Raw genomic sequence first — 21227 nt, forward strand, 5'->3', positions numbered from 1 at the left:
TCGAATGGTGTTTCACCGGGTGCCTGTCCGACGCGGAGTACAACACGGGCATGGGAGCCGGGGGCGGTGCACGCCACCGCGTCGCAACGGTTGCCGCACTGGCGCAAATCCACTATTTAACGGCGATCCGAAAATACATCGCTTACCTGCTCCGTTTGCAGGAGTGAGCCGGAGAGAACCATGATTCACCTGACCTTTCCCGACAATTCCGTGCGTGATTTCGAGCCCGGCGTGACTGGCGCCGCGATCGCCGAAGGCATTTCCAAGTCACTGGCCAAGAAGGCCGTGGCGGTGACGCTTGACGGCGAGCTTGCCGATCTCTCGCTTCCCATCGAGGCCGACGCGCGCATCGAGATCGTGACGCGCGACGATCCGCGCGCGGTCGAGCTCATCCGCCATGACGCCGCCCATGTGATGGCCGAGGCCGTGCAGGCCCTGTGGCCGGACACCCAGGTCACCATCGGCCCGGTGATCGAGAACGGCTTTTACTACGACTTCAAGCGCGTCGACCCGGACAGTGGCGACGACTGGCCCTTCACGCCCGAGGACCTGCCGGTCATCGAGAAGAAGATGCGCGAGATCATCCAGCGCGGCGACGCGTTCACCCGCGAGGTGTGGTCGCGCGACGAGGCCAAGCGGTATTTCGCCGACAAGGGCGAGGCGTACAAGGTCGAGCTGGTCGACGCGATCCCGGCTGGCGAGGACGTGAAGATCTATCGCCAGGGCGAGTGGCTCGACCTGTGCCGGGGCCCGCACATGGCCACCACGCGCCAGATCGGCGATGCCTTCAAGCTCATGAAGGTGGCCGGTGCCTATTGGCGGGGCGACGCCGACAACGAGATGCTGACCCGCATCTACGGCACCGCCTGGGGCAACGAGAAGGATCTCAAGGCCTATCTCCACATGCTGGAGGAGGCGGAAAAGCGCGACCATCGCCGGCTGGGCCGCGAGATGGACCTCTTCCATTTCCAGGAGGAGGGGCCGGGCGTCGTGTTCTGGCACGCCAAGGGCTGGAGCCTGTTCCAGAGCCTCGTCGCCTACATGCGCCGTCGCCTGGAAGAGGACTATGACGAGGTCAACGCGCCGCAGATCCTCGATACCTCGCTGTGGGAGACCTCCGGTCACTGGACCTGGTACAAGGAGAACATGTTCTCCGTGCAGTGTGCCGACCCGGAGGCCGAGGACACGCGCCTCTTCGCGCTGAAGCCGATGAACTGCCCCGGCCACGTGCAGATCTTCAAGCACGGGCTGAAGAGCTATCGCGATCTGCCGCTGCGCATGGCGGAGTTCGGCGCGGTGCACCGCTACGAGCCGTCCGGCGCCATGCACGGGCTGATGCGCGTGCGAGGCTTCACGCAGGACGACGCCCACATCTTCTGCACCGAGGAGCAGATGGCGGCGGAGTGCCTGAAGATCAACGACCTGATCCTCTCGGTCTACGAGGACTTCGGTTTCTCGGAGATCGTGGTGAAGCTCTCGACCCGCCCGGAAAAGCGGGTTGGATCGGATGCCATGTGGGATCATGCCGAGGAGGTGATGACCCGCGTCCTCAAGCAGATCGAGGAACAGTCGGGCGGGCGCATCAAGACCGGCATCCTGCCGGGCGAGGGCGCCTTCTACGGACCGAAGTTCGAATACACCCTGAAGGACGCCATCGGCCGTGACTGGCAGTGCGGCACCACCCAGGTGGACTTCAACCTGCCGGAGCGCTTCGGCGCCTTCTACGTGGACAAGGACGGCGAGAAGAAGACGCCGGTCATGATCCACCGCGCGATCTGCGGGTCCATGGAGCGGTTCCTCGGCATCCTGATCGAGAACTTCGCCGGACATTTCCCGCTTTGGCTCGCGCCGCAGCAGGTGGTGGTGACCACCATCACCTCGGAGGCGGATTCCTACGCCGAGGAGGTGTTCCAGGCGGTGAGGAAGGTTGGGCTTCGCGCCGAACTCGACCTGCGCAACGAGAAGATCAACTACAAGGTCCGTGAGCATTCGCTCGCCAAGACCCCGGTCATTCTCGTGTGCGGAAAGCGCGAGGCGGAAGAGCGGACCGTCAACATCCGCCGGCTCGGGTCGCAGCAGCAAAGCGCAATGGGTCTCGACGATGCCATCGCGAGCCTTGTGGCCGAAGCGGTCGCGCCGGATCTGCGGGACGGCGACGCGGCCTGAGATTCGCGCCGCACTGGAACAAGACCAAGCACGGGCCGACGCGGGATGCCGCGCCGGTCCGTTTTGCGATCTGCCGTCGCGTTTGCCGGGGGTGTCAGCCGGTCTGTCGCAAGATCGTCATGAAACGGCGGCTAGAAATCCGGTTGATCGGAAGACAACGTTCGCCGCCTGTCTCGCATCGGGCGCATATCGGCACGAGGGCCGACGGGTGACAGACACCGAACTGAGCTACGCCAACGAGGGCCATACCTGGCTCAAGCGCGGGGTGATCCGCGCCATCGAGACCCTGTCCGGGCGGGGGTACCTGCTTGGCTACTACCGTTACTGGCGCGATGCCGTGGCGGCGACCTCGCAGTCCAAGTGGACGGACCTTCTCGCCCTTGTCGGCGTCGATGTCGTCGTGCAGGAGGGCGTCTGGCCGCCGGCGAACCTGCCCGACGGTCCGCTGGTGATGATCGCCAACCACCCCTTCGGCCTGAGCGACGGTCTCGCGATCCTGTCGATGGCGGAACGTCTCGGGCGCCCCTACCGGATCCTCATCAACAACGAACTGCTCAAGGCGCCGGAGATCCGGCCCTATGCCCTGCCCGTGGATTTTGAGGAAACGGCCGAGGCCTTGAGGACCAACATGCGCACCCGCAAGGAGGCGCTGCGGCTCCTGGGTGAAGGCGTGACGATCATCGTGTTTCCGGGAGGCGGTGTCGCCACGGCCGAAAAGCCGTTCGGTCCGGCGCGTGAACTGCCATGGAAGACCTTCACGGCCAAGATGATCCGTTCGGCGCGCGCGACCGTGATCCCGCTGCATTTCGAGGGCCAGAACTCGGCGCTGTTCCATCTGGTGTCGCGCGTGTCTCTGACGTTGCGCCTGTCGCTCTATATCCGCGAGTTTCGGCGCATGATGGGGCGTGATCTGCCGGTGCGTGTTGGGGCGGCGATTCCCTTCGAGGAGCTTGCCGCCTTTTCCGACCAGAAGGCGATGATCGCGCATCTGCACGAGCGGGTGGTCTCGATGGCGCCGTCGCGCCGCCGTCGCCGGTTGCGGCTGGAGCGCCGCCGCGTTCCGCGTATCGCGGCCTGAGCGGTTTTACTGCTTGAGAAGCTGGGAGGTCAGGACCTCGACCTCGCCGTGGTTGCCGGTCGCGACCGCGAACTCGCGCGAATAGAGCTTGTTCTCGTTGCGCGCGATCACCTGGTACTCACCCGAGGCCAGAACGAAGGCCGGGAAGGCGCCGGTCGCTTCCACGACCATGTCGCCGCCGGGCGTCAGGACGGACCAGCGGGTGTTGGCGATGGCTTCGCCGCCTTCCTGGCTGACGAGCTTGAGGGTGACACGAGCGGCATTCTGATAGACGGTCGCCTCGGTCAGCTTGCCCGGTTCGACGCGGATATCGGCGCGCACCACCGCGTTCACCGCGCCGTAGCGGTTCACCACATGATAGGTATCCGCGTTGAGGCGCACGATCTCGCCGGGCTTGACGTTGCCGGCCACGAGCTTGCGCTCGCCGCGGCTGTTGAATTCGCTCTCGTAGATGTCGAAGACGACCGGGCCGGTGCGGATCGGCTGATGGCCGGAGAACTGCGCATCGAGCTTCAGCCCGCCGGCGTTGAGCAGGATGGTCTGGCTGGTGACGCCGCCACGCACGTGGATGCGGCTCGTGCGCCCGGCGTAACCGAAAGCGGTGTGGACGAGATAGTCGCCGGGCTTCAGCCTCAGATCCGCGTCGCCGCCCTTGGCCGTTGCCACCAGGTCGAGCCGTCCGTCGGGAGCGGGCTTGTCGGCATAGACACGCCAGGTCAATCCGCGCGTCAGTGCGGGCCCGTCCTCGGAAAGGCGCGCGACCAGATAGACCGGCGCCTCGTGCCCGAGGTCGGGCATGCCCGTATCGGGCGTGGCATAGGGGGCATAGGGGACCGCCGGTGCCTCGAGGCCCGGCACCGGACCGGAGATCAGCGGGTCGACGGAATCGGGCGTGCGTTCCAGCGGGTTTTCGACAAGCGGGGCATCGATCGCCTCGCCAAGTCCGGTCTCGGGCTTGACCGGTGGCGTCACGACTTCCTGCGCGGCCGCGGAGGCCATGCCGACGCAAAGCGCGGCACCGACCGCCACAAGTTTCCATGTGCCCAGCATCAAGCCTGCCCTGATTCCCGTGAATTCCATTTCGTCAGACCTGCTTCAAACCCCGAAACTGGGGCGATTTCAAGTCGCGCGGACGTGAAAGGAGTCCTACCGACGGCGGAACGCCGGGATTCCCGGTCGGGTGGCGGGGCTAGGGGAGATTGACAAGGGCGTTCCAAGGCGTCCTCATGGCGCCACAATGGGGGCTTCGGCTCCATATCCGGCCCGGTGACATCCGGGCAGTTCTTCCCAGGATAGACATTTCATCATGATACAGACTTCTCCCGAGACAATGCGCCTGCTTCTCGCCCGGCGCTCCCATCCGGCCGTGACGCTCAAGGCTCCGGCACCCGAAGGCGACACGCTCGAGGCAATGCTGACCGCCGCCTCGCGGGTTCCCGATCACGGCAAGCTCGCGCCCTGGCGCTTCGTGCTCATTCGCGGCGAGGCGCGCGAGCGGCTTGGCGAAAAGCTGGTCGAGATCCTCGAGCGGCGCGACGGCCCGCTGTCGGACGAGCGCAAGGCGCAGGAGCTTTCCCGGTTTGCGCTTGCCCCTTTGGTGATCACCGTCGTTTCAAAGGCAGGCGTGCACCCCAAGATCCCGGTCTGGGAACAGCAGCTTGCCGTCGGCGCTGTCTGCATGAACCTTGTCGTCGCGGCTCACGCGAGTGGTTTCGCGGCCCAATGGCTGACCCAGTGGATGGCTTTCGACGATGAGGTCTCCGCCCTGCTCGGCCTCGCCGAGACGGAGCGCGTCGCGGGCTTCATCCACGTTGGCACGCCGAGCGAAACACCGGCGGAGCGCCCGCGTCCGGAGCTTTCCGATATCGTCAGCGAGTGGAGCCCTCAATGAGCACCCATTCCTACAAGGTGAGCGAGGGGCACGGGCTGGCCCGCAATCCCTTCAAGGCGATCGTGGCGCCGCGCCCGATCGGCTGGATCTCGTCGCGCGGGGCGGACGGAACGATCAACCTGGCGCCCTACAGCTTCTTCAACGCGGTCTGCGACACGCCGCCGATCCTCGCGTTCTCCTCGTCCGGCTACAAGGACACGGTCGCCAATGTGGATGCGACGGGGGAGTTCGTCTTCAATCTCGCCACGGAGGACCTGAAGGACGCGATGAACACCAGTTCCGCGCCTTATCCGCATGGCGTGTCGGAGTTCGAAAAGGCGGGGCTCACCGCGACGGAGTCGATGTGCGTGTCGGTGCCGCGTGTCGGCGAGGCGAAGGCGGCGCTCGAGTGCAAGCATCTCCAGACCATCCGGATGACCGGACTGGATGGCGCCGAGAGCGACAACTGGCTGGTGCTTGGCGAGGTCGTCGCCGTCCATCTGGACAAGGACGCGATCGTCGACGGGCGTTTCGACGTGACGAGAGCCCGTCCGCTCGCGCGTCTTGGCTACATGGACTATGCGGTCGTGAGCGATGTGTTCGAGATGTTCAGGCCCAAGGCCTGAACATAGTCGTTTGCGGGGGCGCGACCTAGGTCAGGCCGGCGGCGGCGGCGCGGGCGAGCAGTTTCTCGGCTCGGCGCTGGTGCGGCCGGTCGAGCATCTCGCCCTCAAGACCGACGACGCCCGGATTGCCGGCGGCCTCGAACGCGGCAAGGATGGCACGCGCGCGGGCGATGTCCTCACTCGAGGGGGTGAAGACCGTGTTGATGACGGGCACCTGCGCCGGATGGATCGCCATCTTGGCGGTGAAGCCGTCCGTCAGGGCCTCGCGTGCCTCGCGCTCCAGCCCTTCCATGTCGCGGAAATTCGTGAAGACCGTGTCGATCGGCACCACCGCGGCCGCGACCGCGCCAAAGAGGCACAGGTTGCGGGCCATGCGAAAGGGCTCGGTGAAGTTTCCCGACGGATCGCGGTTGGCAAGAGAGCCGAGGTCGGCCGAGAGATCCTCCGCGCCCCAGGTCAGGCCTTCAAGCCTCTGGCTGACGCCCTGATAGGTTCCCAGATTGAACAGCGATGCGGCGGTTTCCGTCGCGACGCAGAGGATGCGCGTCGAACCGTCGTCGGAACCGGCTTCCGCCTCGTGGACGGCGAGCTTGGCATCGAGATGTTCCACGTCGCGGCCCGAGACGGATTTCGGGAGCATGATGCCCTCGGGCCGTGCGGACATGATCGCCGCAAGGTCGTCCTCGGTCACGCCCGTATCGAGCGCGTTGACGCGTACATAAAGGCGCGGGCGGCTTCCCGTCGTACCTGTCTGAGCCTTCAGGAAGGCGGCCGCCACCTCGCGCGCGCGCGGCTTGTTTTCCAGTGCGACGGAATCCTCAAGGTCGATGAGCAGCACGTCCGCGCCGCTTGCAAGGCCCTTCTCGAGCTTGCGCTCGCTGTCGCCGGGAACGAAGAGAAGCGAGCGCATGTCACGCGCCTCCGGCGGTCTTGCGCATGAACGCCTGACGGCGGCAGACGGCCACGAGCGCATCGTGCTGGTTGAACGCCTTGTGCTCGAACTCGACGATTCCCGCATCGGGACGGGACTTCGACTCGCGTTTCGAAATCACTTCCGTCGTGCAATGCAGGCTGTCGCCCTGGAACACGGGGGCGGGGAACTTCACGTCGCTCATGCCCAGGTTGGCGATGGTGGTGCCAAGCGTGGTGTCGTGGACGGAGATGCCGATCATCAGGCCGAGGGTGAAGATGCTGTTGACCAGGGGCTGGCCCCACTCGGTCTGCGTCTCGCAGAAATGGCGGTCGATGTGTAGCGGCTGCGGATTGAGCGTCATGTTGGAAAAAAGCATGTTGTCCATCTCGGTGACCGTGCGCGTCAGCGCGTGATGGAAGACATGCCCGATCTCGAACTCCTCGAAGTGCAATCCGGCCATTTTATCTCCTCCCGTTTCGTGTCCGCCGGCCGTGCCCGGCGAATCGCCCTTGCCGGTTTAGCCCATAAATCGCAATTCGCAAGGGAAGTTAGTTCATGTTAACCACTCGTTAACCACTTGGGCGGGAGTCTTAACCGCATCGTAAGGATTGCGGCATCCAGCCTGGGAGCTTCGGAACATGAAAGTCGGGGAACCGTTCTCGATTGCCTCGCGCATCGAGCAGGCCTTTCAGTCCGCCAGCACATCGACGGGCGCCTCCTTCGAGTATCTGGTGAAGACGGCCAAGCGCGAATCGAATTTCGACGAGGACGCCAAGGCACGCACCTCCAGCGCGTCGGGCCTGTTCCAGTTCATCGAGAGCACCTGGCTCGAGACGATGAAGGAGTCCGGGCACAAGCACGGGCTCGGCACCTATGCCGACCAGATCGAGCGCACCTCCGGTGGCCGCTACCGGGTTCGCGATCCGCAGATGCGCCAGGAAATCCTGGCCATGCGCGACAATGCCGAGATCGCCTCGGCGATGGCCGGTGAGCTGACCCAGAAGAATGCGGCCTACCTGAGTGACAAGCTCGGTCGTCAGCCGTCCGAGGGCGAGCTTTACATCGCCCATTTCCTGGGTGCGGGCGGGGCGAGCAAGCTCATCTCGCTTGCCGAGAGCAATCCCGAACTCGCCGCCGACAAGGTGTTTTCGCGCCAGGCACGTGCCAACAAGCCGATCTTCTACGATCGCGGTGGCGCGCGCTCGGTGAGCGAGGTTTACGCCAACCTGATTTCCAAGCACGGGGGAACGGCTCCCGCGTTGCCCGGAGCCACCCGCTTTGCCGCCGTTCCCGCTTCCAAGCCGGGGGCGGAGACGGCAGTCGCTGCGGCAACGCAGGGCGGCGAGCAGACGCTTGCCATGGGCGATCCTACCAGCCGCGTCCTTTCGGCCTGGTCGGCCACCGCCGATGTGTCCTCACCCTTCCATGCGCTGTTCAGCAATGGCGTCGAGGCACGCAAGGCCTCCTTCGATTCGCGCTTCGTCACGGCCTTCGCGGCTCAGGAAGCCGGCCAGGAAGAAGCGCTGCTGCGTGCCGCCGCAAGGCGCGAATCCGTCGTGGATGCTTCCGGGACGGATGCCTATTCGGAACGCCGCTCCCGCATTCTGAGCGGTGTGGCGGAACTGCGCCCGGCCGAAGGCGGCGGGGCGCGCGAGGAAGCGCGGGCCGCGGTGCCCGTTCCCGAGCGCGCGGAGATCCGGACCGCGAGCCTGGTTCGCGGCCAGCCGATGGATCTGACCGGCTTTCTCAGCTATCGCCCGGCGGTTGAGCAGAAAGACCTTTTGCCGCCCGTATGAGGCGCGGCAGGTGCCCTGTGACGGTCGGTCGCAGGAACGCACGGACGCTTGAAGTGGGCTTTGAAACCGGCGGTATTCCGCCGGTTTTCCTGTATCCGCATCCGGGCGGAAAACTTCACGCTTAAAACATGACGGTTTAACTCAAGAAAAATGGCGTGCGCGGGTTCACCCGTGGCGGCGGGCAGGCGTATGGTGGCCCGGTGGCGAGGCCGGGTGAGGTCTCGTCCGTCCATTCAGGCTACGCGAACGGGGTGTGCGGTCATGGCGATGATCTCGCGGCGGGAACTTCTTCTTGGCGGTGCGGCGGTGGCCGCGGCACCGCTCATGGGCGGGCTGGCCGCCCGGCAGGCCCATGCAGCGGATACGCTGCTCGATCTCTCGCGCCTGTCACACGAGATCCTGCCCGGCACCCTCACGCGGGACATGATGAGCTTTGTCTCGACCGGCGCGCCGCCGGTGCTGCGGATGCGGCGCGGGGAGACGTTCAACGTCGACGTGGACAATGGCCTGGGCGAGGCGGTGACGGTGCACTGGCACGGGCTGAGGATCGCCAACGCCATGGACGGTGTCCCGTATCTCACCCAAAACCCCATCGAGGCGAAGGAGCGGTTCCGCTATTCCTTCACGCCTCCGGATGCGGGCACCTTCTGGTATCATCCCCATTGCAACACGCTGGAGCAGATCGCGCGCGGGCTGACCGGGGTTCTCATCGTCGAAGACGACGAGGATCCGGGCTTCGATGCCGACATTCCGCTCAACATCCGTGACTTCCGCCTGAACGGTGAGGGCGCCTTCATCGAGTTCTACAAACCGCGCAACGCCGCGCGTGGCGGGACGCTCGGTACCGTCTCCACGGTCAACTGGCAGGTCACGCCGCGCCATGACGTGCCGGCGGGCGGCCTGGTGCGCCTGCGCCTGGCGGTGACGGATCTCACCCGTGTCGCGACGTACCGGGTGTCTGGTGATGAGGACGCGGGAGCGCGGGTGCGGCTTCTTGCGCTCGATTCAAATCCCCTGCCGGTGCCGCAGGATCACAACGAGGCGCTTCTGGCGCCCGGCCAGAGGGCGGATTTCGCCCTTCGCGTGCCGGACCGTGAGGGCGAGGAAGTGGCGCTTCTGCGCGACACACCAACCGGCCCGGTGGCCATCGCGACCTTCCGCGCGGTTGGCGCGAGCGCAAACCGAACGCTTGCCGAATTGAAGCCGCTTTCGCCCAATCCGTTCGCCGAGCCGGATCTGGCCAACGCGGAGACGGTCGAGTTTCTCTTCGGCTGGACACCGGACGGCGATGCGCCTCAGCGTTCGATCTGCGGCAGCCTCGGCTATACCTTCTGGTCGATCAACCGGATCGCCTGGAAGGGGGACGTTCCGGGGCCGCTCGATCCGCTCGCGACGCTGAAACAGGGGAAGACCTATGTTCTGCGGTTCCGAAACGAAACGCAGAACGACCATCCCATTCACCTTCACGGCCACACGTTCCGCCTGCTGCGCTCCGACAAACGCAAGGTGCCGCCACTGTGGACCGACACGGCCCTGCTGCAGGCCCAGGAGACGATGGAGGTCGTGCTTGTGGCCGACAACCCGGGGGACTGGGCCTTTCACTGCCATGTCATCGAGCACCAGAAGACCGGGCTCGCGGGATTCCTGCGCGTCGAGGCCTGAGGCGGACCGGCGTCCGTTTATGGTGAACGAAGCATTAAGCGTTTCTGGCGCACACTGTCTGTCGGCGCGTCGTGGTGGTTCGCGGCGCCTGACAGGACAGTGGCACGATGATCGTAGAGCAGTTCTTGCGATGGATGGCGGATGCGCCCGATGACCGGCGGGCGGAGGCAACGAGCGCGCTGGCTCGCGCGTATCTCTATTCGGACCTTTCGGAAGACGAACGCGAGGCGGCCGACGCCGCGCTGACCCTGCTCCTGGACGACCCCTGTGTGAGCGTGCGCCGCGCGCTTGCCGAGGCCCTGGCGCGCAGCGGGGATGCCCCTCGCGAGGTGGTTCTGGCGCTTGTCGGTGACCTGCCTCAGATCGCCTTGCCGATCCTGCGACATTCCCCCGTGCTTCTGGATGCCGAACTCGTGGAGTTCGTCGAGGGCTATACCGATCCCCTTCCGCGCACGATCGCCGAGCGGTCCGAGCTGTCCGAGCCGGTCTGCCGGGCGCTTGTGACACACGGCTCGGCGAGCGCCTGCGCGGTTCTGCTCGCCAACGAGGGGGCGGATCTGACACCGACGCTGCTCGTGGCGCTGGTGGAGCGCCATGGCCGCGAGCCGGCGGTGCGCGAGGCCCTGCTGCAGCGCGATGGGGTTCCCATCGAGATCCGCCAGATGCTTCTGAAGCAGGTGGGCGACCTGCTGAGCGATCATCCGCTGGTGCGACGGGGCCTCAACGAGGCACGCGCCAGGGCCGTCGTCAACGAGGCGCGTGAACGCGCGACCGTTTCGCTCGCCAACGGAGCGGCTCCGCACGAGACCGAATCCCTGGTGGAGCACCTCCTGCAGTCGGGACAGCTCACCGCGGGCCTGATGTTGCGCGCGGTGTGCACGGGCAACGCCGTGCTTTTCGAGGCGGCTCTGGTTCGCCTGTCGGGCCTGTCGCGCAAACGCGTGGCCGCCGTCCTTTCGGGCGGGCGTTCCCTGCCGCTGCGTGCGCTCCTTGGCCGGGCTGGCCTGCCCTCGCGCACCCACTCACTGTTCTGTGTCGCGGTTTCGGTGTGGCGCGACCTGCTTTCCGCGACGCCGAACGCGCCGGCGCTCGCCGGCAGCGCTAGGGTGTCGCGCCTCCTCATCGGGGAGGTTCTGGCCCGCTATCAGGAACAGGACGGGGTCGAGGCCGACGATCTCGTCGTCATGCTGCGCCGCTTTTCCGCCGAGATCGCGCGGGACGCGGCACGCGCCTATCGCGACCGCACACTGGCGGCCTGATCGGCGACGCGGACGGCGTCAGTCGCTGTCCGGCGTACCGTTGCGGGACACGTAGTCCTCGGTGACGTCGGCAAGCCGGTCGACGATCGCCCGCGCGGTGGGATTGTCTTCCTTCTGACCCGTTTCTGCCACCATGGCGCGCACGGCGTCCACATGCTGGCCGACGAGGGTAAGCGGCAAGGTCGCGGCGTCGACATGCTCGATCAGGTGGCACAGGCTTGCGGCCACCCCGCCGACGAGCGGATAGCCGAGCGTTCCCGCCTGTCCCTTGATGTCATGGGCCGCGCGAAACAGCGTGTCGCGACGCTCGTCGCTCATGCCGTTTTCCTGGATGTCGGTGTAGGCGGAAGACAGTGCCAGGGCCTCGTTGGCCATCCAGTCGTCGAAGTCGGCGGAGAGCTTTTCAAGCGCGGCTTCGGCCGCCTTGACCGGGTCGAACCGTGCCGCCTCGCGCGGGCTCAGGACACGCACCTTGGAGCGAAGGTCGCGCGGAGGCTTTACAACCTCGTAGTCGTCTTTCTGTCCGCTTCGATCTGTGGCCATGTGTCAAGGTCCCGGTCAGGGAAGAGCCGCGCGGGTGCGGCCTGCGGCCGTCAGGCCGATTCCCGATGTTCTTCCGCGGGCGGAGTCTGCGTGACTTCGCCCCCGGCGTCCAGAGCATACCCGTCTTCCTTCCGCCGGCCGCGCCTGTCGATCCCCTTGTAGTTGGGGAGCTGGAAGCGCCGCCGGTCCGGGCCGAAGAACGTTTTCGAGCGAATGAAGTCGCGCTGGTTCAAGACGCAATTCGCGATGCGCAGGTAAAGCGCCTTCGCCGAAACCGGCTTGCACAGGATCTCGGTGACGCCGCAATCGCGCGCCTCGACCACCCGCCGTTTCTGGGTGTGGGCCGTAACCGCGATGATGGGCACGAAGCAGCCTGGCGAATTGCCGGACCGGATGCGCCGTGTCAGCTCCGCACCGTCGACGATGGGCATGAGCCAGTCGGTAATGATCAGATCCGGATCCTGTCGCGCGACCTGTTCGAGCGCCTCGGCGCCGTCTTCCGCCTCGTGGATCAGCGTTACTCCGAAACCCGACAGCATCCGCCGGAGGATGCGGCGCATGTGCAAGTTGTCCTCGACGACGAGAACACGCAGATTGGAGAGGTTGAGCGTGGGAAAAGACATGAGCGCCCGGCGAATTTCTGTCCGGCGGACCGTTCCGCCCGAAGCCTGAGCTTGCCCGGGACAAGTTAAGCAATCACGAAATCAACGCCGGACTCGTGGTATTGCGGAGGTCAGTAGCGGAACATCTCCGTGAGAATGCGCTCGTCCCAATTGTGATCCGCATCGAACAGCACCAGACTGTGGGAGTTCTCCTCCTCGCGCACACGAACCTCGATCACGTTGCGGATCTCGGTGTAGTCGGCGGCCGCGCTGACCGGGCGCTTGTCGCTTTCCAGCACGGTGATGCGCACCTGAACGCGGTTGGGAAGCAGCGCGCCACGCCAGCGGCGCGGCCGAAACGGGCTGATCGGCGTCAGCGCCAGGAGGTGCGCGTCAACCGGCAGGATCGGGCCGTGGGCAGAGAGATTGTAGGCCGTGCTGCCGGCGGGCGTGGAGACGATCACGCCGTCGCAGGCGAGTTCCTCCATGCGCACCCGCTCGTCGACGGTGATGCGAAGCTTGGCGGCCTGGTGGGTCTGCCGCAACAGGGAGACCTCGTTGATGGCGAGCGCGGAATGGATATGCCCCAGCGTGTCGGTCGCCTCCATCACGAGCGGACGGATCCGGCTGACGGCGGCATTGCGAATGCGCTCAAGCAGATCGTCCTCGCGGTACTCGTTCATGAGGAAACCGACGGACCCCTTGTTGAGGCCGTAGATCGGCTTGCCCGTGTTCATGAAGCGATGCAGCGTCTGCAGCATGAGACCGTCGCCGCCAATCGCGACGATGACGTCCGCACCCTTCGGGTTATGGGTGCCGAAGCGCCGTTCCAGCGTCGCGCGCGCCTCCGCCGCCTCGGCGGTGTCGCTCGAAACGAAGGCAATGCGCTCGATTGGGGTGATCTCGCCGGCAGGCGGAAGCGAAGCGGTCATGCCGGATCCTGCATGAAGGCGGCGAACGGGGCGGCCTTGCCTTGATATGGCGCGGACATTCGGGCGGCGGGCCGTGTCCGCGTCCGGCGCCAGCCACCTTGTTGAATGTCACCGCTTGGCCGCGGGCCGCATTCGGGGCTACACCATCGGGGCACGTCCGGCTCGGGACTGTCCGCGACCGGTCTTCGGTTTCGTAGCACGCTCACCACCAGCTTGGGAATCCATTCGACGATGCAAAGCGACAGTCACATCCGCCTGATTTACGCGACCTTCCCCGACACGGACAGCGCCAGGGCCGCCGGAGAGGCGCTGGTGCGAGAGCGCCTTGCCGCCTGCATCAACATGTGGCCGGGCATGGTGTCGATCTATCGCTGGCAGGGCGAGATCGAGGAGGCGAACGAGGTCGTCTTCCTGGCGAAGACGACGCTCGCCCAGTCCGCCGCCGCGATCGCGGCGCTCAAGGCCGCGCATCCCTATGACGAGCCGGCGGTGCTGAGCCTGCCGGTGGAAGACGGCAGCGCCGGCTTCCTGCACTGGATCCGGAAGGAAACGGCGGGCCTGGTCTGATTCAGTCCTGCTGGTCCTGCGCGGGCATTGGCGTGACCGTTTTCAGGTAGGCCGCGATGGCTTCCCGGTCGGCGGCCGGGACCCTCGACCAGTTCTCCTGAACGTCGGCCATGCTGCCGCCGACACTGTCGAAATCCGGCGTGAAGCCCGATTCCAGATAGTAGGCGATGTCTCCCGCCGACCAGCTTCCGATCCCCGAGCGCGACGGCGTGATGTTGGGGATCATGCCCTCTCCATCCGGATTGGGGCCGCCGGCAAGCCAGCGGTCCAGGTCCTGACCTCCGAGGAGGCCGCGCGGGGTATGGCATTCCGCGCAATGTCCCGGCCCGGTGAGAAGATAATGTCCGCGCAGAACCGTCTCATCCGCGTCCTGCGGGGCGGGCGGCGGCACACGCTTCAGGTAGAGCGCCTTCCAGAACCCGAGCGTGCCTCGCCAGGAAAAGGGAAAGGCGAGATCGTGGTCCGCGACGACGTTCGTGGAAGCGGGCAGGGTGTCGAGGAAGGCTTTCAGGTCGATCAGATCCTCCAGACGCATGTTGCGATAGGAGGTGTAGGGGAAGGCCGGGTAGTAGTGCGTGCCCTGCGGCGAGGTGCCCAGGGTCATGGCGGTAACGAAATCCGCCTCTGACCAGCCGCCTATGCCGTGTTCGGGATCGGGCGAGAGATTCGGCGCACGAAACAGGCCGAACGGCGTGTCAAGTTCCACCCCACCGGCGAGCACCAGCTTGTCATCGCCTTTCGCGCCAGGGGCGGCGTGGCATGACGCGCAGCCGCCGGCCCAGAACATGCGCTCGCCGTTGGCAAGATCGGCCGTGTGCGTCGGGATCGCGTCCGGGCCGATCCGCTCCGGACGCGTCAGGTAAATCAGGCCGGCGACCAGAAGAAGGGCGAGGCCGAACAGGCGGAAGACGGTGCGACGGGTCATGCGGCGATCCGGGACGTTTACAGATACATGCACTCCGCCGCCGGGCCGGTGGCGGAGCGGGGCGTTGGCCGGACCGGTCCGATGTCAGGCGCCGGCCCGGCCATCCGTACTCAGTTCTTCTTCACGCGGTAGTTCTCGTGGCAGGCCTTGCAGTTCGAGGCGACCGAGCCGAACTCTCCCTTGAGAGCGTCAAGGCTCTGGGCAGAGGCGGGGATCGCGGCAAGCGCCGCGTTCTGCAGGTCCATGGCGGCCTTTTCGAAACCGGCCATGTCTTCCCAGATCTTCGGCGAGGCTTCGCTCTCGGCCGAATTGCTGCCTTCCGGAAACTGGGTGACGAAACCGGACGGCGTCGTGAACAAAAGGCGCATGGCCAGCCCGGCCGCGACCGGATCATAAGACGTCTCGCCCTTGATCATCTTGGCGAGCGTGCCGGTGGCGGCGCCAACGGATTTCATCATCTCCTGGCGCGTCTGGATCGGATCGGCGCTGGCAATGGAGGTTGCACCCGCAAGCGCGAGCGCCACGGCGAAAGCCCGGAGGCCGGTCTTGATCATGTTTTCAATCTCCCTCGAATGCGGCTCAGGGAGAGGACTCATCAACGAGACGGGTCCACACCCCAGGCCAGCACAGACTGTCCCTTCGAAGCGGGGCGGGCTCAAGACGCCGGGCTTCACGAAGCCGTGACCGGACGCTCCCGCACGTTGCGGGCCAGTGCCTCGATATGCGCGCCTGCGCGGTCCGGCCCCAGGGTCGCGTTGCGAATGAGCCCGTCGAAATGGCGGGTGAGGGCGCGAATGTGTTCCACGGAGTTCACCACCAGATAGAGCGTGCCGAGATAGAGCGCGGCGCGCTGGGGGCCGAAGACCGTGTAGGGCGCCGCGAAGTGATGGCGCCCGTCGAACAGAAAAAGGCGAAATGTCGGGTAGAGTTCGTCGACAAGGCAGGCCATGTGCTCGAGCTGGGCGCGCCGGTCGTTCGCATCGAGGCCGCTCCAGACACCCGATCCCTCCGCCAGCGCCTCCAGCGTCTGCATCGGCATGCAGACCTCCATGTCGGTCTCGGGCCGGCGTGTGTAGTCGAGCTGCCGGCGACCCTGATCTGCCTTGGCGGCAGCCTGCGCACTCTCGTCCTGCCCGAACTCATAGGCGGTTACCGCCTCGGTGCGCAGCAGGTCGGGGACAGTGCAGGGAACGTAGCGGATCTTGTAGCCGATCGCCTGCTGGTGCCAGCTTGCCAACAATGTCTCGCCGTGACCGTTTTCGGTGCGCTCGATCTCGAGCGCCGGGGCAATGTCCGCGGCGTCGGTTTCCGACTGGGTGAGCCCGAGCAGCCAGTCCGTCGTCACGCCCTCGGCCCGGGCGATGTCACACAGCGCCTCGGTGCGCGGCATTCGCGTGGAGGCTGTGTCCAGGAAATGGCTGAGCGCGGACCGGTCGAGGCCGACCCGCGTGGCAAAGCGCGCCGGCGGCTCGCCGCGCCGTGCCAGAAGAAGCCCGAGCCGTTCGCGAAACACTGCCGCGAGTTCGCGCTTGTCGGTTCCGCTCATGATCGGGTCCCCGTTGCCGATGTGGTGGAGAGCACAAGGCTCTGCTCCTTGTGTTGTTGTTTCGCATGAAAATTACGAAAATACATGAAAGTCGATAATACCATGCAGTATCTCATTTCAACATGTTGATTGACACATTGTCCCGAGCCCGAACCTCGGTGGAAAGTGTGCGTGAAAACAACGCCTTTCCAACCATTTCGAGGAGGTTCCATGCCGGGTCTCGCCGAGCGGCAGCACGATACGCATGCATTCGTACCGGTGGAGGGCGAGGCGCCCGACGCGGGCGCACATACCGCGAGGGACTTCCGGATACCTGCCGGCATTCGTGGCGAGGCGCCGACGTTGACACTTCTGGTCGCGGTTCATGGCGCGTTCTTCGCGCTGGTGTGGAACGCGGCCGCACTTGGCAGCGTCGCCTATGCCCTGCTAGCGGTGGTGATCGCGCTGCATTCCTCGCTTCAGCACGAGGTCCTGCACGGTCATCCGTTTCGCGGCACGCGCCTCAATGCGCTGACCGTGGCATTGCCATTGGGACTTGCGGTTCCCTACTGGCGCTTCCGGGCCCTTCACATGGCCCATCACATCGATCCGAATCTGACCGACCCCTATGAGGATCCCGAAAGCTGGTATCTCGACCCCAGGGAAAGCGGACGTCTGCCATGGCTCATGAGGCAGGTTTTGGAAGCGAACAACACGCTGGCCGGGCGTCTTCTGCTTGGACCGGCTGTCGGGCTATTCGGTTTCTGGCGCGCGGAGGTTCGCCTGATGCGGGCCGGTCGCGGGGACGTGCTGCGGGCCTGGGGAGAGCATCTGGTATTCGCGGGCGTGCTCGTTGCGTTTCTTTCCGCGATGCCGGGAGTCTCCGGCTGGGGATACATCGCGGCCTGCTATGGCGGAGCGTCGCTGCTGTCCCTGCGCACGTTCCTGGAGCATCAGGCCGCGCCGGAGACCGGACACCGCACGGTGCTCATCGAGGATCGTGGCCCTCTTGCGTGGCTGTTCCTGTTCAACTCGCTGCATGCGGTGCACCATGAACGCCCGAAGCTCGCCTGGCACAGGCTTCCCGCCGCCTACCGGGCCGAGCGGGCGCGCTACCAGGCGAAAAACGGCGGCTATGTCTATCGCTCGTATCTGGAGATTGTTCGGCGCTATCTGTTCACCCGGAAGGAGCCCGTGGCCCATCCCTTGCGCGAGGCGGGCGCCGTGAGAGTCGATGGCACGCGGGAGCGGTCGCTCCTGGCCTCAAGGGCAGGGCGCGAGGACCAACGGTCAGACAATGAACGGGCATGAGGGGAATGGTGCCGGCAACAGGATTCGAACCCGTGACCCCCTGATTACAAATCAGGTGCTCTACCAGCTGAGCTATACCGGCGACCGCGCGGGGTCTTAGCACACCTTCAGGGCATGTGCATCCGTTTCAAGCGTGCGCTCCACCTGAAAAATGTCTCAAAGGCCCATCTTGGCGCGCGTCACATAAAGCGCGAGAACGGCGGCGTTCGAGACGTTCAGCGAGGCGAGCTCGCCGGGCATGTCGAGTCGCGCGAGCGTGTCGCAGGCCTCCCGCACCCCCTGGCGCACGCCCTTGCCCTCGGATCCGAGCACGAGAACGGTCTTCTCGCCCAGCTCGGTTTCCTCCAGTCGGGCAGGGCCGGCGCTGTCGAGCGCCACGCAACGAAACCCTTCCTCGCGCATCTCGGCGATGAAGCGCGCCATGTTCTTCACCCGCACGTGGCGGATCATGTCGAGCGCGCCGGAGGCGGATTTCGCGAGCACGGGGCCCTCCTCGGGCGCATGACGCTCTGTGGTGACCACCGCATCGGCGGCGAGTGCCACGGCGGAACGCAGGATCGCGCCGACATTGTGCGGGTCGGTCACCTGGTCGAGCGCGAGCACGAGACGGGCGCGCCCCAGATCCTTCGCCCCGAGCGGTGGCAGCGGCCAGGCCTCGAGCACCGCTCCCTGATGAACCGCATCGCGGCCCACGAGCTGGTCGAGCTGTCGCGGGGAGACGATTTCCACAGGAACGTCGGACGTCACGCCGCGCTCCGCGAGGCGGCGCACGGCGTTCTCGGTCGCAAGCAATCGTATGCGCTTGCGGGCCCGGTTGGCGAAGGCCGCCTCGACCGTGTGCAAACCGTAGAGATGCAGCGGTCCTTCGTCGCCCTGTGTCGAACGGAAGGAGCCGTGGGGCCGGCGCTTTCCGGCGTGCGGACGGGGCGGGTTTCGGGTCTGTCTGCTCATGAGGTGAGCGCTTATCCCGCGTCCGGCGCGCGGGCAAGCGGAAAGCGTCCGCGCAGGGGAGAGGTTTTTGTGTCCACAGGCGGCAAATGGGCGTTGACACCCTTGGACGCTATCTGCATAACACCGGCCACGGGAACGGCCTCGCGATTGTTTTGCGGGGCGTTTTCGTGAAGCCATCCGGAACGCTTCGGCGTCGGGTGGGGGCCTCGGAGGAGTGCCCGAGTGGTTAAAGGGGACGGACTGTAAATCCGTTGGCTTTGCCTACGTTGGTTCGAATCCAACCTCCTCCACCATCCCCCTCGACCGGCGGCGGGTGTAGCTCAATGGTAGAGCAGCAGCCTTCCAAGCTGACGACGAGGGTTCGATTCCCTTCACCCGCTCCACTCGCTGAGTTGACGTCCCCTCCGGACCAGGTTGCGCGAGAACACGTTGCCAGGCCAGAGTATCCACCGCCCAGCGGCGGTCGGGTCTGTATCGAATCTGATGGACTTAACCGCAAGCTAAGAGAGCGACGCCGATGGCGAAAGCAAAGTTTGAGCGGACGAAGCCGCACGTTAACATTGGCACGATCGGTCACGTTGACCACGGCAAGACGACGCTGACGGCTGCGATCACGAAGTACTTCGGCGACTTCAAGGCGTACGACATGATCGACGCGGCGCCTGAAGAGCGTGCCCGCGGCATCACGATCTCGACGGCGCACGTTGAGTACGAGACGGAGAACCGTCACTACGCGCACGTGGACTGCCCGGGTCACGCCGACTACGTGAAGAACATGATCACGGGTGCGGCGCAGATGGACGGCGCGATCCTGGTGTGTTCGGCCGCCGACGGCCCGATGCCGCAGACGCGTGAGCACATCCTGCTCGCCCGTCAGGTCGGTGTTCCGGCGCTTGTGGTGTTCCTGAACAAGGTCGACCAGGTCGACGACGAGGAGCTCCTCGAGCTGGTCGAGATGGAAGTGCGCGAGCTGCTTTCGTCCTACGAGTTCCCGGGTGACGACATTCCGATCGTTGCGGGTTCGGCTCTTGCGGCCCTCGAGGGTCGTGACCCGAACATCGGCGAGGAGAAGATCCGCGAGCTGATGGCTCACGTGGACGACTTCATCCCGACGCCGGAGCGTCCGGTTGACCTTCCGTTCCTGATGCCGATCGAGGACGTGTTCTCGATCTCGGGTCGCGGTACCGTGGTGACGGGCCGTGTCGAGCGTGGCGTCGTGAAGGTCGGCGAGGAAGTCGAGATCGTCGGCATCCGCGACACGAAGAAGACGACCGTCACGGGCGTCGAGATGTTCCGCAAGCTGCTCGACCAGGGCGAGGCCGGCGACAACATCGGCGCGCTGATCCGCGGCATCGGTCGCGAGGACGTGGAGCGCGGTCAGGTTCTGTGCAAGCCGGGTTCTGTTACCCCGCACACGCAGTTCAAGGCCGAGGCCTACATCCTGACGAAGGAAGAGGGTGGCCGTCACACGCCGTTCTTCACCAACTACCGTCCGCAGTTCTACTTCCGCACGACGGACGTTACGGGCGTGGTGAGCCTTCCCGAGGGCACCGAGATGGTGATGCCGGGCGACAACGTGTCGGTCGAGGTCGAGCTGATCGTGCCGATCGCGATGGAAGAGGGCCTGCGCTTCGCTATCCGCGAAGGCGGCCGCACCGTCGGAGCCGGCGTCGTCGCGTCGATCCTCAAGTAAGAATTCCGTCGCGGGTCTCCCGCGGCAGGTTTCGCAAGGGGCGTGGTCTTCGGGCCGCGCCCCTTTTGCATTTGTGAGCTGTGACCGGCACGAGGCGGGGGGCACGCAGGTGTCGCCAATGCAGCCTGGAGGGTGGAGCGAAAGGGAAGGGGTGCCGAGGCTGGTTCTCTTGCCGCCCGTGCCGCAAGGCGCGTGCGGCAGATCAACGGACAACGGCACGGGGCGCGCTCCTGCCTGGCGTTCCTTGTCGGACCCGGTAGGCTGCAGAGGGGATCGGAGTGGCGTTTCCGGCGTCCCTGCCTGTGGACGGCGCACGTTCGTGCGTCATGAATTTTACCGAATTGTGAATTAATTCACGCCTCTGGCATTTCGCGCTTGAAGCGCGAGTGAAAACTCTCTAGATCAGGCTGCGAAAGGTCTAGGGGTGTAGCTCAGTTGGTAGAGCATCGGTCTCCAAAACCGAGGGCCGGGGGTTCGAGTCCCTCCGCCCCTGCCACCTTTGCTCTTGATCGTTGGGCCGTTAGGCCTTAATTAGGGCTTTCGACCAAGGCGCGTGGATAGTTCCCCGCGCCTCATGGTCGTGACAGAACCGGCAGTTGAATGGCAAAGTCAAATCCTTTCACGTTCGTCCAGGAAGTCCGGCGCGAAACGTCCAAGGTGACGTGGCCGACGCGTCGGGAAACCGCGGTGACGACCGTCATGGTGTTCATCATGGTGATCCTTGCCTCCGTCTTTTTTCTGCTTGCCGACTGGCTGATGGGTCAGGGAATCGGCTTGATCCTGGGTCTGGGCTCCTAAGCGGTTCGTT

The 21227-nt window shown here is 65.4% G+C and carries 21 protein-coding genes and 4 tRNA genes; 14 read left to right on the top strand and 11 right to left on the bottom strand.

Features of this window, described 5'->3' with window-relative positions; genetic code table 11:
• Positions 1-180: 180 nt before the first annotated feature.
• Entirely contained in the window at positions 181-2166 is a 1986-nt protein-coding gene (gene thrS, locus ACYX4S_RS04955) for a threonine--tRNA ligase (RefSeq protein WP_476362107.1), read from the top strand.
• 208 nt (positions 2167-2374) lie between these two features.
• A complete protein-coding gene (locus ACYX4S_RS04960) occupies positions 2375-3244 on the top strand; it encodes a lysophospholipid acyltransferase family protein (RefSeq protein WP_476362108.1) in 870 nt (289 codons plus the stop codon).
• 6 nt (positions 3245-3250) lie between these two features.
• On the opposite strand, the gene ACYX4S_RS04965 is transcribed toward ACYX4S_RS04960, so the two are convergent.
• A complete protein-coding gene (locus tag ACYX4S_RS04965; protein WP_476362109.1) occupies positions 3251-4324 on the bottom strand; it encodes a hypothetical protein in 1074 nt (357 codons plus the stop codon).
• Between the two features lie 226 nt (positions 4325-4550).
• On the opposite strand from ACYX4S_RS04965, the gene ACYX4S_RS04970 reads away from it, so the two are divergent.
• Both ACYX4S_RS04970 and ACYX4S_RS04975 read left to right on the top strand, forming a co-directional pair.
• On the top strand, positions 4551-5135 hold the full coding sequence (locus tag ACYX4S_RS04970; protein ID WP_476362110.1) for a nitroreductase family protein: 585 nt from the start codon (positions 4551-4553) through the stop codon (positions 5133-5135).
• Complete coding sequence (locus tag ACYX4S_RS04975) at positions 5132-5740, top strand: flavin reductase family protein (RefSeq protein ID WP_476362111.1); 609 nt, start codon at positions 5132-5134, stop codon at positions 5738-5740. The genes ACYX4S_RS04970 and ACYX4S_RS04975 overlap by 4 nt, the downstream gene beginning before the upstream one ends.
• A 25-nt stretch (positions 5741-5765) precedes the next feature.
• Here the strand turns inward: ACYX4S_RS04975 and ACYX4S_RS04980 are convergent, their stop codons facing one another.
• Complete coding sequence (locus tag ACYX4S_RS04980) at positions 5766-6650, bottom strand: HpcH/HpaI aldolase/citrate lyase family protein (protein ID WP_476362112.1); 885 nt, start codon at positions 6648-6650, stop codon at positions 5766-5768.
• A 1-nt stretch (position 6651) separates the two neighbouring features.
• Entirely contained in the window at positions 6652-7113 is a 462-nt protein-coding gene (locus ACYX4S_RS04985) for a MaoC family dehydratase (RefSeq protein ID WP_293724599.1), read from the bottom strand.
• 178 nt (positions 7114-7291) lie between these two features.
• On the opposite strand from ACYX4S_RS04985, the gene ACYX4S_RS04990 reads away from it, so the two are divergent.
• From ACYX4S_RS04990 to ACYX4S_RS05000, 3 genes are all read left to right on the top strand, one after another.
• On the top strand, positions 7292-8449 hold the full coding sequence (locus ACYX4S_RS04990) for a lytic transglycosylase domain-containing protein (protein ID WP_476362113.1): 1158 nt from the start codon (positions 7292-7294) through the stop codon (positions 8447-8449).
• Between the two features lie 261 nt (positions 8450-8710).
• Entirely contained in the window at positions 8711-10111 is a 1401-nt protein-coding gene (locus ACYX4S_RS04995) for a multicopper oxidase family protein (protein WP_476362114.1), read from the top strand.
• 107 nt (positions 10112-10218) lie between these two features.
• Positions 10219-11370 (top strand): DUF2336 domain-containing protein, encoded by a 1152-nt coding sequence (locus ACYX4S_RS05000; RefSeq protein ID WP_476362115.1) that lies wholly within the window; start codon positions 10219-10221, stop codon positions 11368-11370.
• Between the two features lie 18 nt (positions 11371-11388).
• Here ACYX4S_RS05000 and ACYX4S_RS05005 read toward each other — a convergent pair whose 3' ends face one another.
• The 3 genes from ACYX4S_RS05005 to ACYX4S_RS05015 all read right to left on the bottom strand — a co-directional run bounded on the left by ACYX4S_RS05005 (position 11389) and on the right by ACYX4S_RS05015 (position 13447).
• Positions 11389-11913 carry an Hpt domain-containing protein gene (locus ACYX4S_RS05005; protein WP_476362116.1) on the bottom strand — a complete coding sequence of 175 codons (525 nt, stop codon included), beginning with the start codon at positions 11911-11913 and terminating at the stop codon, positions 11389-11391.
• 50 nt (positions 11914-11963) lie between these two features.
• Positions 11964-12536 (bottom strand): response regulator, encoded by a 573-nt coding sequence (locus ACYX4S_RS05010; protein ID WP_422069271.1) that lies wholly within the window; start codon positions 12534-12536, stop codon positions 11964-11966.
• A 110-nt stretch (positions 12537-12646) separates the two neighbouring features.
• On the bottom strand, positions 12647-13447 hold the full coding sequence (locus ACYX4S_RS05015; protein WP_293724610.1) for an NAD kinase: 801 nt from the start codon (positions 13445-13447) through the stop codon (positions 12647-12649).
• A 231-nt stretch (positions 13448-13678) separates the two neighbouring features.
• Between ACYX4S_RS05015 and cutA the strand changes: the two genes are divergently transcribed.
• Positions 13679-14014 carry a divalent-cation tolerance protein CutA gene (cutA, locus tag ACYX4S_RS05020; RefSeq protein WP_476362117.1) on the top strand — a complete coding sequence of 112 codons (336 nt, stop codon included), beginning with the start codon at positions 13679-13681 and terminating at the stop codon, positions 14012-14014.
• A gap of 1 nt (position 14015) precedes the next feature.
• Here cutA and ACYX4S_RS05025 read toward each other — a convergent pair whose 3' ends face one another.
• The 3 genes from ACYX4S_RS05025 to ACYX4S_RS05035 all read right to left on the bottom strand — a co-directional run bounded on the left by ACYX4S_RS05025 (position 14016) and on the right by ACYX4S_RS05035 (position 16485).
• A complete protein-coding gene (locus ACYX4S_RS05025) occupies positions 14016-14939 on the bottom strand; it encodes a c-type cytochrome (protein ID WP_476362118.1) in 924 nt (307 codons plus the stop codon).
• A gap of 110 nt (positions 14940-15049) precedes the next feature.
• Positions 15050-15493: a c-type cytochrome gene (locus ACYX4S_RS05030; RefSeq protein ID WP_476362119.1), complete on the bottom strand. Its 444-nt coding sequence runs from the start codon at positions 15491-15493 to the stop codon at positions 15050-15052.
• Between the two features lie 116 nt (positions 15494-15609).
• Positions 15610-16485 (bottom strand): helix-turn-helix domain-containing protein, encoded by an 876-nt coding sequence (locus tag ACYX4S_RS05035; RefSeq protein ID WP_476362120.1) that lies wholly within the window; start codon positions 16483-16485, stop codon positions 15610-15612.
• 210 nt (positions 16486-16695) lie between these two features.
• On the opposite strand from ACYX4S_RS05035, the gene ACYX4S_RS05040 reads away from it, so the two are divergent.
• Positions 16696-17775 carry a fatty acid desaturase gene (locus ACYX4S_RS05040; protein ID WP_476362121.1) on the top strand — a complete coding sequence of 360 codons (1080 nt, stop codon included), beginning with the start codon at positions 16696-16698 and terminating at the stop codon, positions 17773-17775.
• Between the two features lie 6 nt (positions 17776-17781).
• Here the strand turns inward: ACYX4S_RS05040 and ACYX4S_RS05045 are convergent.
• Together ACYX4S_RS05045 and ACYX4S_RS05050 are read right to left on the bottom strand one after the other, a co-directional pair.
• Positions 17782-17857: transfer RNA gene (locus ACYX4S_RS05045), tRNA-Thr, on the bottom strand.
• A 74-nt stretch (positions 17858-17931) separates the two neighbouring features.
• Positions 17932-18726: a TrmH family RNA methyltransferase gene (locus tag ACYX4S_RS05050; protein WP_476362122.1), complete on the bottom strand. Its 795-nt coding sequence runs from the start codon at positions 18724-18726 to the stop codon at positions 17932-17934.
• A 208-nt stretch (positions 18727-18934) separates the two neighbouring features.
• Between ACYX4S_RS05050 and ACYX4S_RS05055 the strand changes: the two genes are divergently transcribed.
• From ACYX4S_RS05055 to secE, 5 genes are all read left to right on the top strand, one after another.
• A tRNA-Tyr gene (locus tag ACYX4S_RS05055) sits at positions 18935-19019 on the top strand.
• A gap of 16 nt (positions 19020-19035) precedes the next feature.
• Positions 19036-19109: transfer RNA gene (locus tag ACYX4S_RS05060), tRNA-Gly, on the top strand.
• 134 nt (positions 19110-19243) lie between these two features.
• Positions 19244-20419: an elongation factor Tu gene (tuf, locus tag ACYX4S_RS05065; RefSeq protein ID WP_476362123.1), complete on the top strand. Its 1176-nt coding sequence runs from the start codon at positions 19244-19246 to the stop codon at positions 20417-20419.
• A gap of 420 nt (positions 20420-20839) precedes the next feature.
• Positions 20840-20915 (top strand) — tRNA-Trp (locus tag ACYX4S_RS05070).
• A gap of 104 nt (positions 20916-21019) precedes the next feature.
• A complete protein-coding gene (gene secE / locus ACYX4S_RS05075; RefSeq protein ID WP_422069219.1) occupies positions 21020-21217 on the top strand; it encodes a preprotein translocase subunit SecE in 198 nt (65 codons plus the stop codon).
• The last annotated feature ends 10 nt before the right edge of the window (positions 21218-21227 follow it).

It is taken from the genome of Stappia sp. ABD4_338, from assembly GCF_056312175.1.

Bases quoted from the DNA above. Each gene is read 5' to 3' on its own strand.
- ACYX4S_RS04995 (WP_476362114.1), top strand. From the start codon at position 8,711: ATGGCGATGATCTCGCGGCGGGAACTTCTTCTTGGCGGTGCGGCGGTG.
- secE (WP_422069219.1), top strand. From the start codon at position 21,020: ATGGCAAAGTCAAATCCTTTCACGTTCGTCCAGGAAGTCCGGCGCGAA.
- ACYX4S_RS05010 (WP_422069271.1), bottom strand. From the start codon at position 12,536: ATGTCTTTTCCCACGCTCAACCTCTCCAATCTGCGTGTTCTCGTCGTC.
- ACYX4S_RS05015 (WP_293724610.1), bottom strand. From the start codon at position 13,447: ATGACCGCTTCGCTTCCGCCTGCCGGCGAGATCACCCCAATCGAGCGC.
- ACYX4S_RS05035 (WP_476362120.1), bottom strand. From the start codon at position 16,485: ATGAGCGGAACCGACAAGCGCGAACTCGCGGCAGTGTTTCGCGAACGG.
- ACYX4S_RS04980 (WP_476362112.1), bottom strand. From the start codon at position 6,650: ATGCGCTCGCTTCTCTTCGTTCCCGGCGACAGCGAGCGCAAGCTCGAG.
- ACYX4S_RS04975 (WP_476362111.1), top strand. From the start codon at position 5,132: ATGAGCACCCATTCCTACAAGGTGAGCGAGGGGCACGGGCTGGCCCGC.
- ACYX4S_RS04970 (WP_476362110.1), top strand. From the start codon at position 4,551: ATGATACAGACTTCTCCCGAGACAATGCGCCTGCTTCTCGCCCGGCGC.
- ACYX4S_RS05005 (WP_476362116.1), bottom strand. From the start codon at position 11,913: ATGGCCACAGATCGAAGCGGACAGAAAGACGACTACGAGGTTGTAAAG.
- ACYX4S_RS04985 (WP_293724599.1), bottom strand. From the start codon at position 7,113: ATGGCCGGATTGCACTTCGAGGAGTTCGAGATCGGGCATGTCTTCCAT.
- thrS (WP_476362107.1), top strand. From the start codon at position 181: ATGATTCACCTGACCTTTCCCGACAATTCCGTGCGTGATTTCGAGCCC.
- ACYX4S_RS05050 (WP_476362122.1), bottom strand. From the start codon at position 18,726: ATGAGCAGACAGACCCGAAACCCGCCCCGTCCGCACGCCGGAAAGCGC.
- ACYX4S_RS05000 (WP_476362115.1), top strand. From the start codon at position 10,219: ATGATCGTAGAGCAGTTCTTGCGATGGATGGCGGATGCGCCCGATGAC.
- ACYX4S_RS05040 (WP_476362121.1), top strand. From the start codon at position 16,696: ATGCCGGGTCTCGCCGAGCGGCAGCACGATACGCATGCATTCGTACCG.
- ACYX4S_RS04990 (WP_476362113.1), top strand. From the start codon at position 7,292: ATGAAAGTCGGGGAACCGTTCTCGATTGCCTCGCGCATCGAGCAGGCC.
- ACYX4S_RS05030 (WP_476362119.1), bottom strand. From the start codon at position 15,493: ATGATCAAGACCGGCCTCCGGGCTTTCGCCGTGGCGCTCGCGCTTGCG.
- ACYX4S_RS05025 (WP_476362118.1), bottom strand. From the start codon at position 14,939: ATGACCCGTCGCACCGTCTTCCGCCTGTTCGGCCTCGCCCTTCTTCTG.
- tuf (WP_476362123.1), top strand. From the start codon at position 19,244: ATGGCGAAAGCAAAGTTTGAGCGGACGAAGCCGCACGTTAACATTGGC.
- ACYX4S_RS04965 (WP_476362109.1), bottom strand. From the start codon at position 4,324: ATGGAATTCACGGGAATCAGGGCAGGCTTGATGCTGGGCACATGGAAA.
- cutA (WP_476362117.1), top strand. From the start codon at position 13,679: ATGCAAAGCGACAGTCACATCCGCCTGATTTACGCGACCTTCCCCGAC.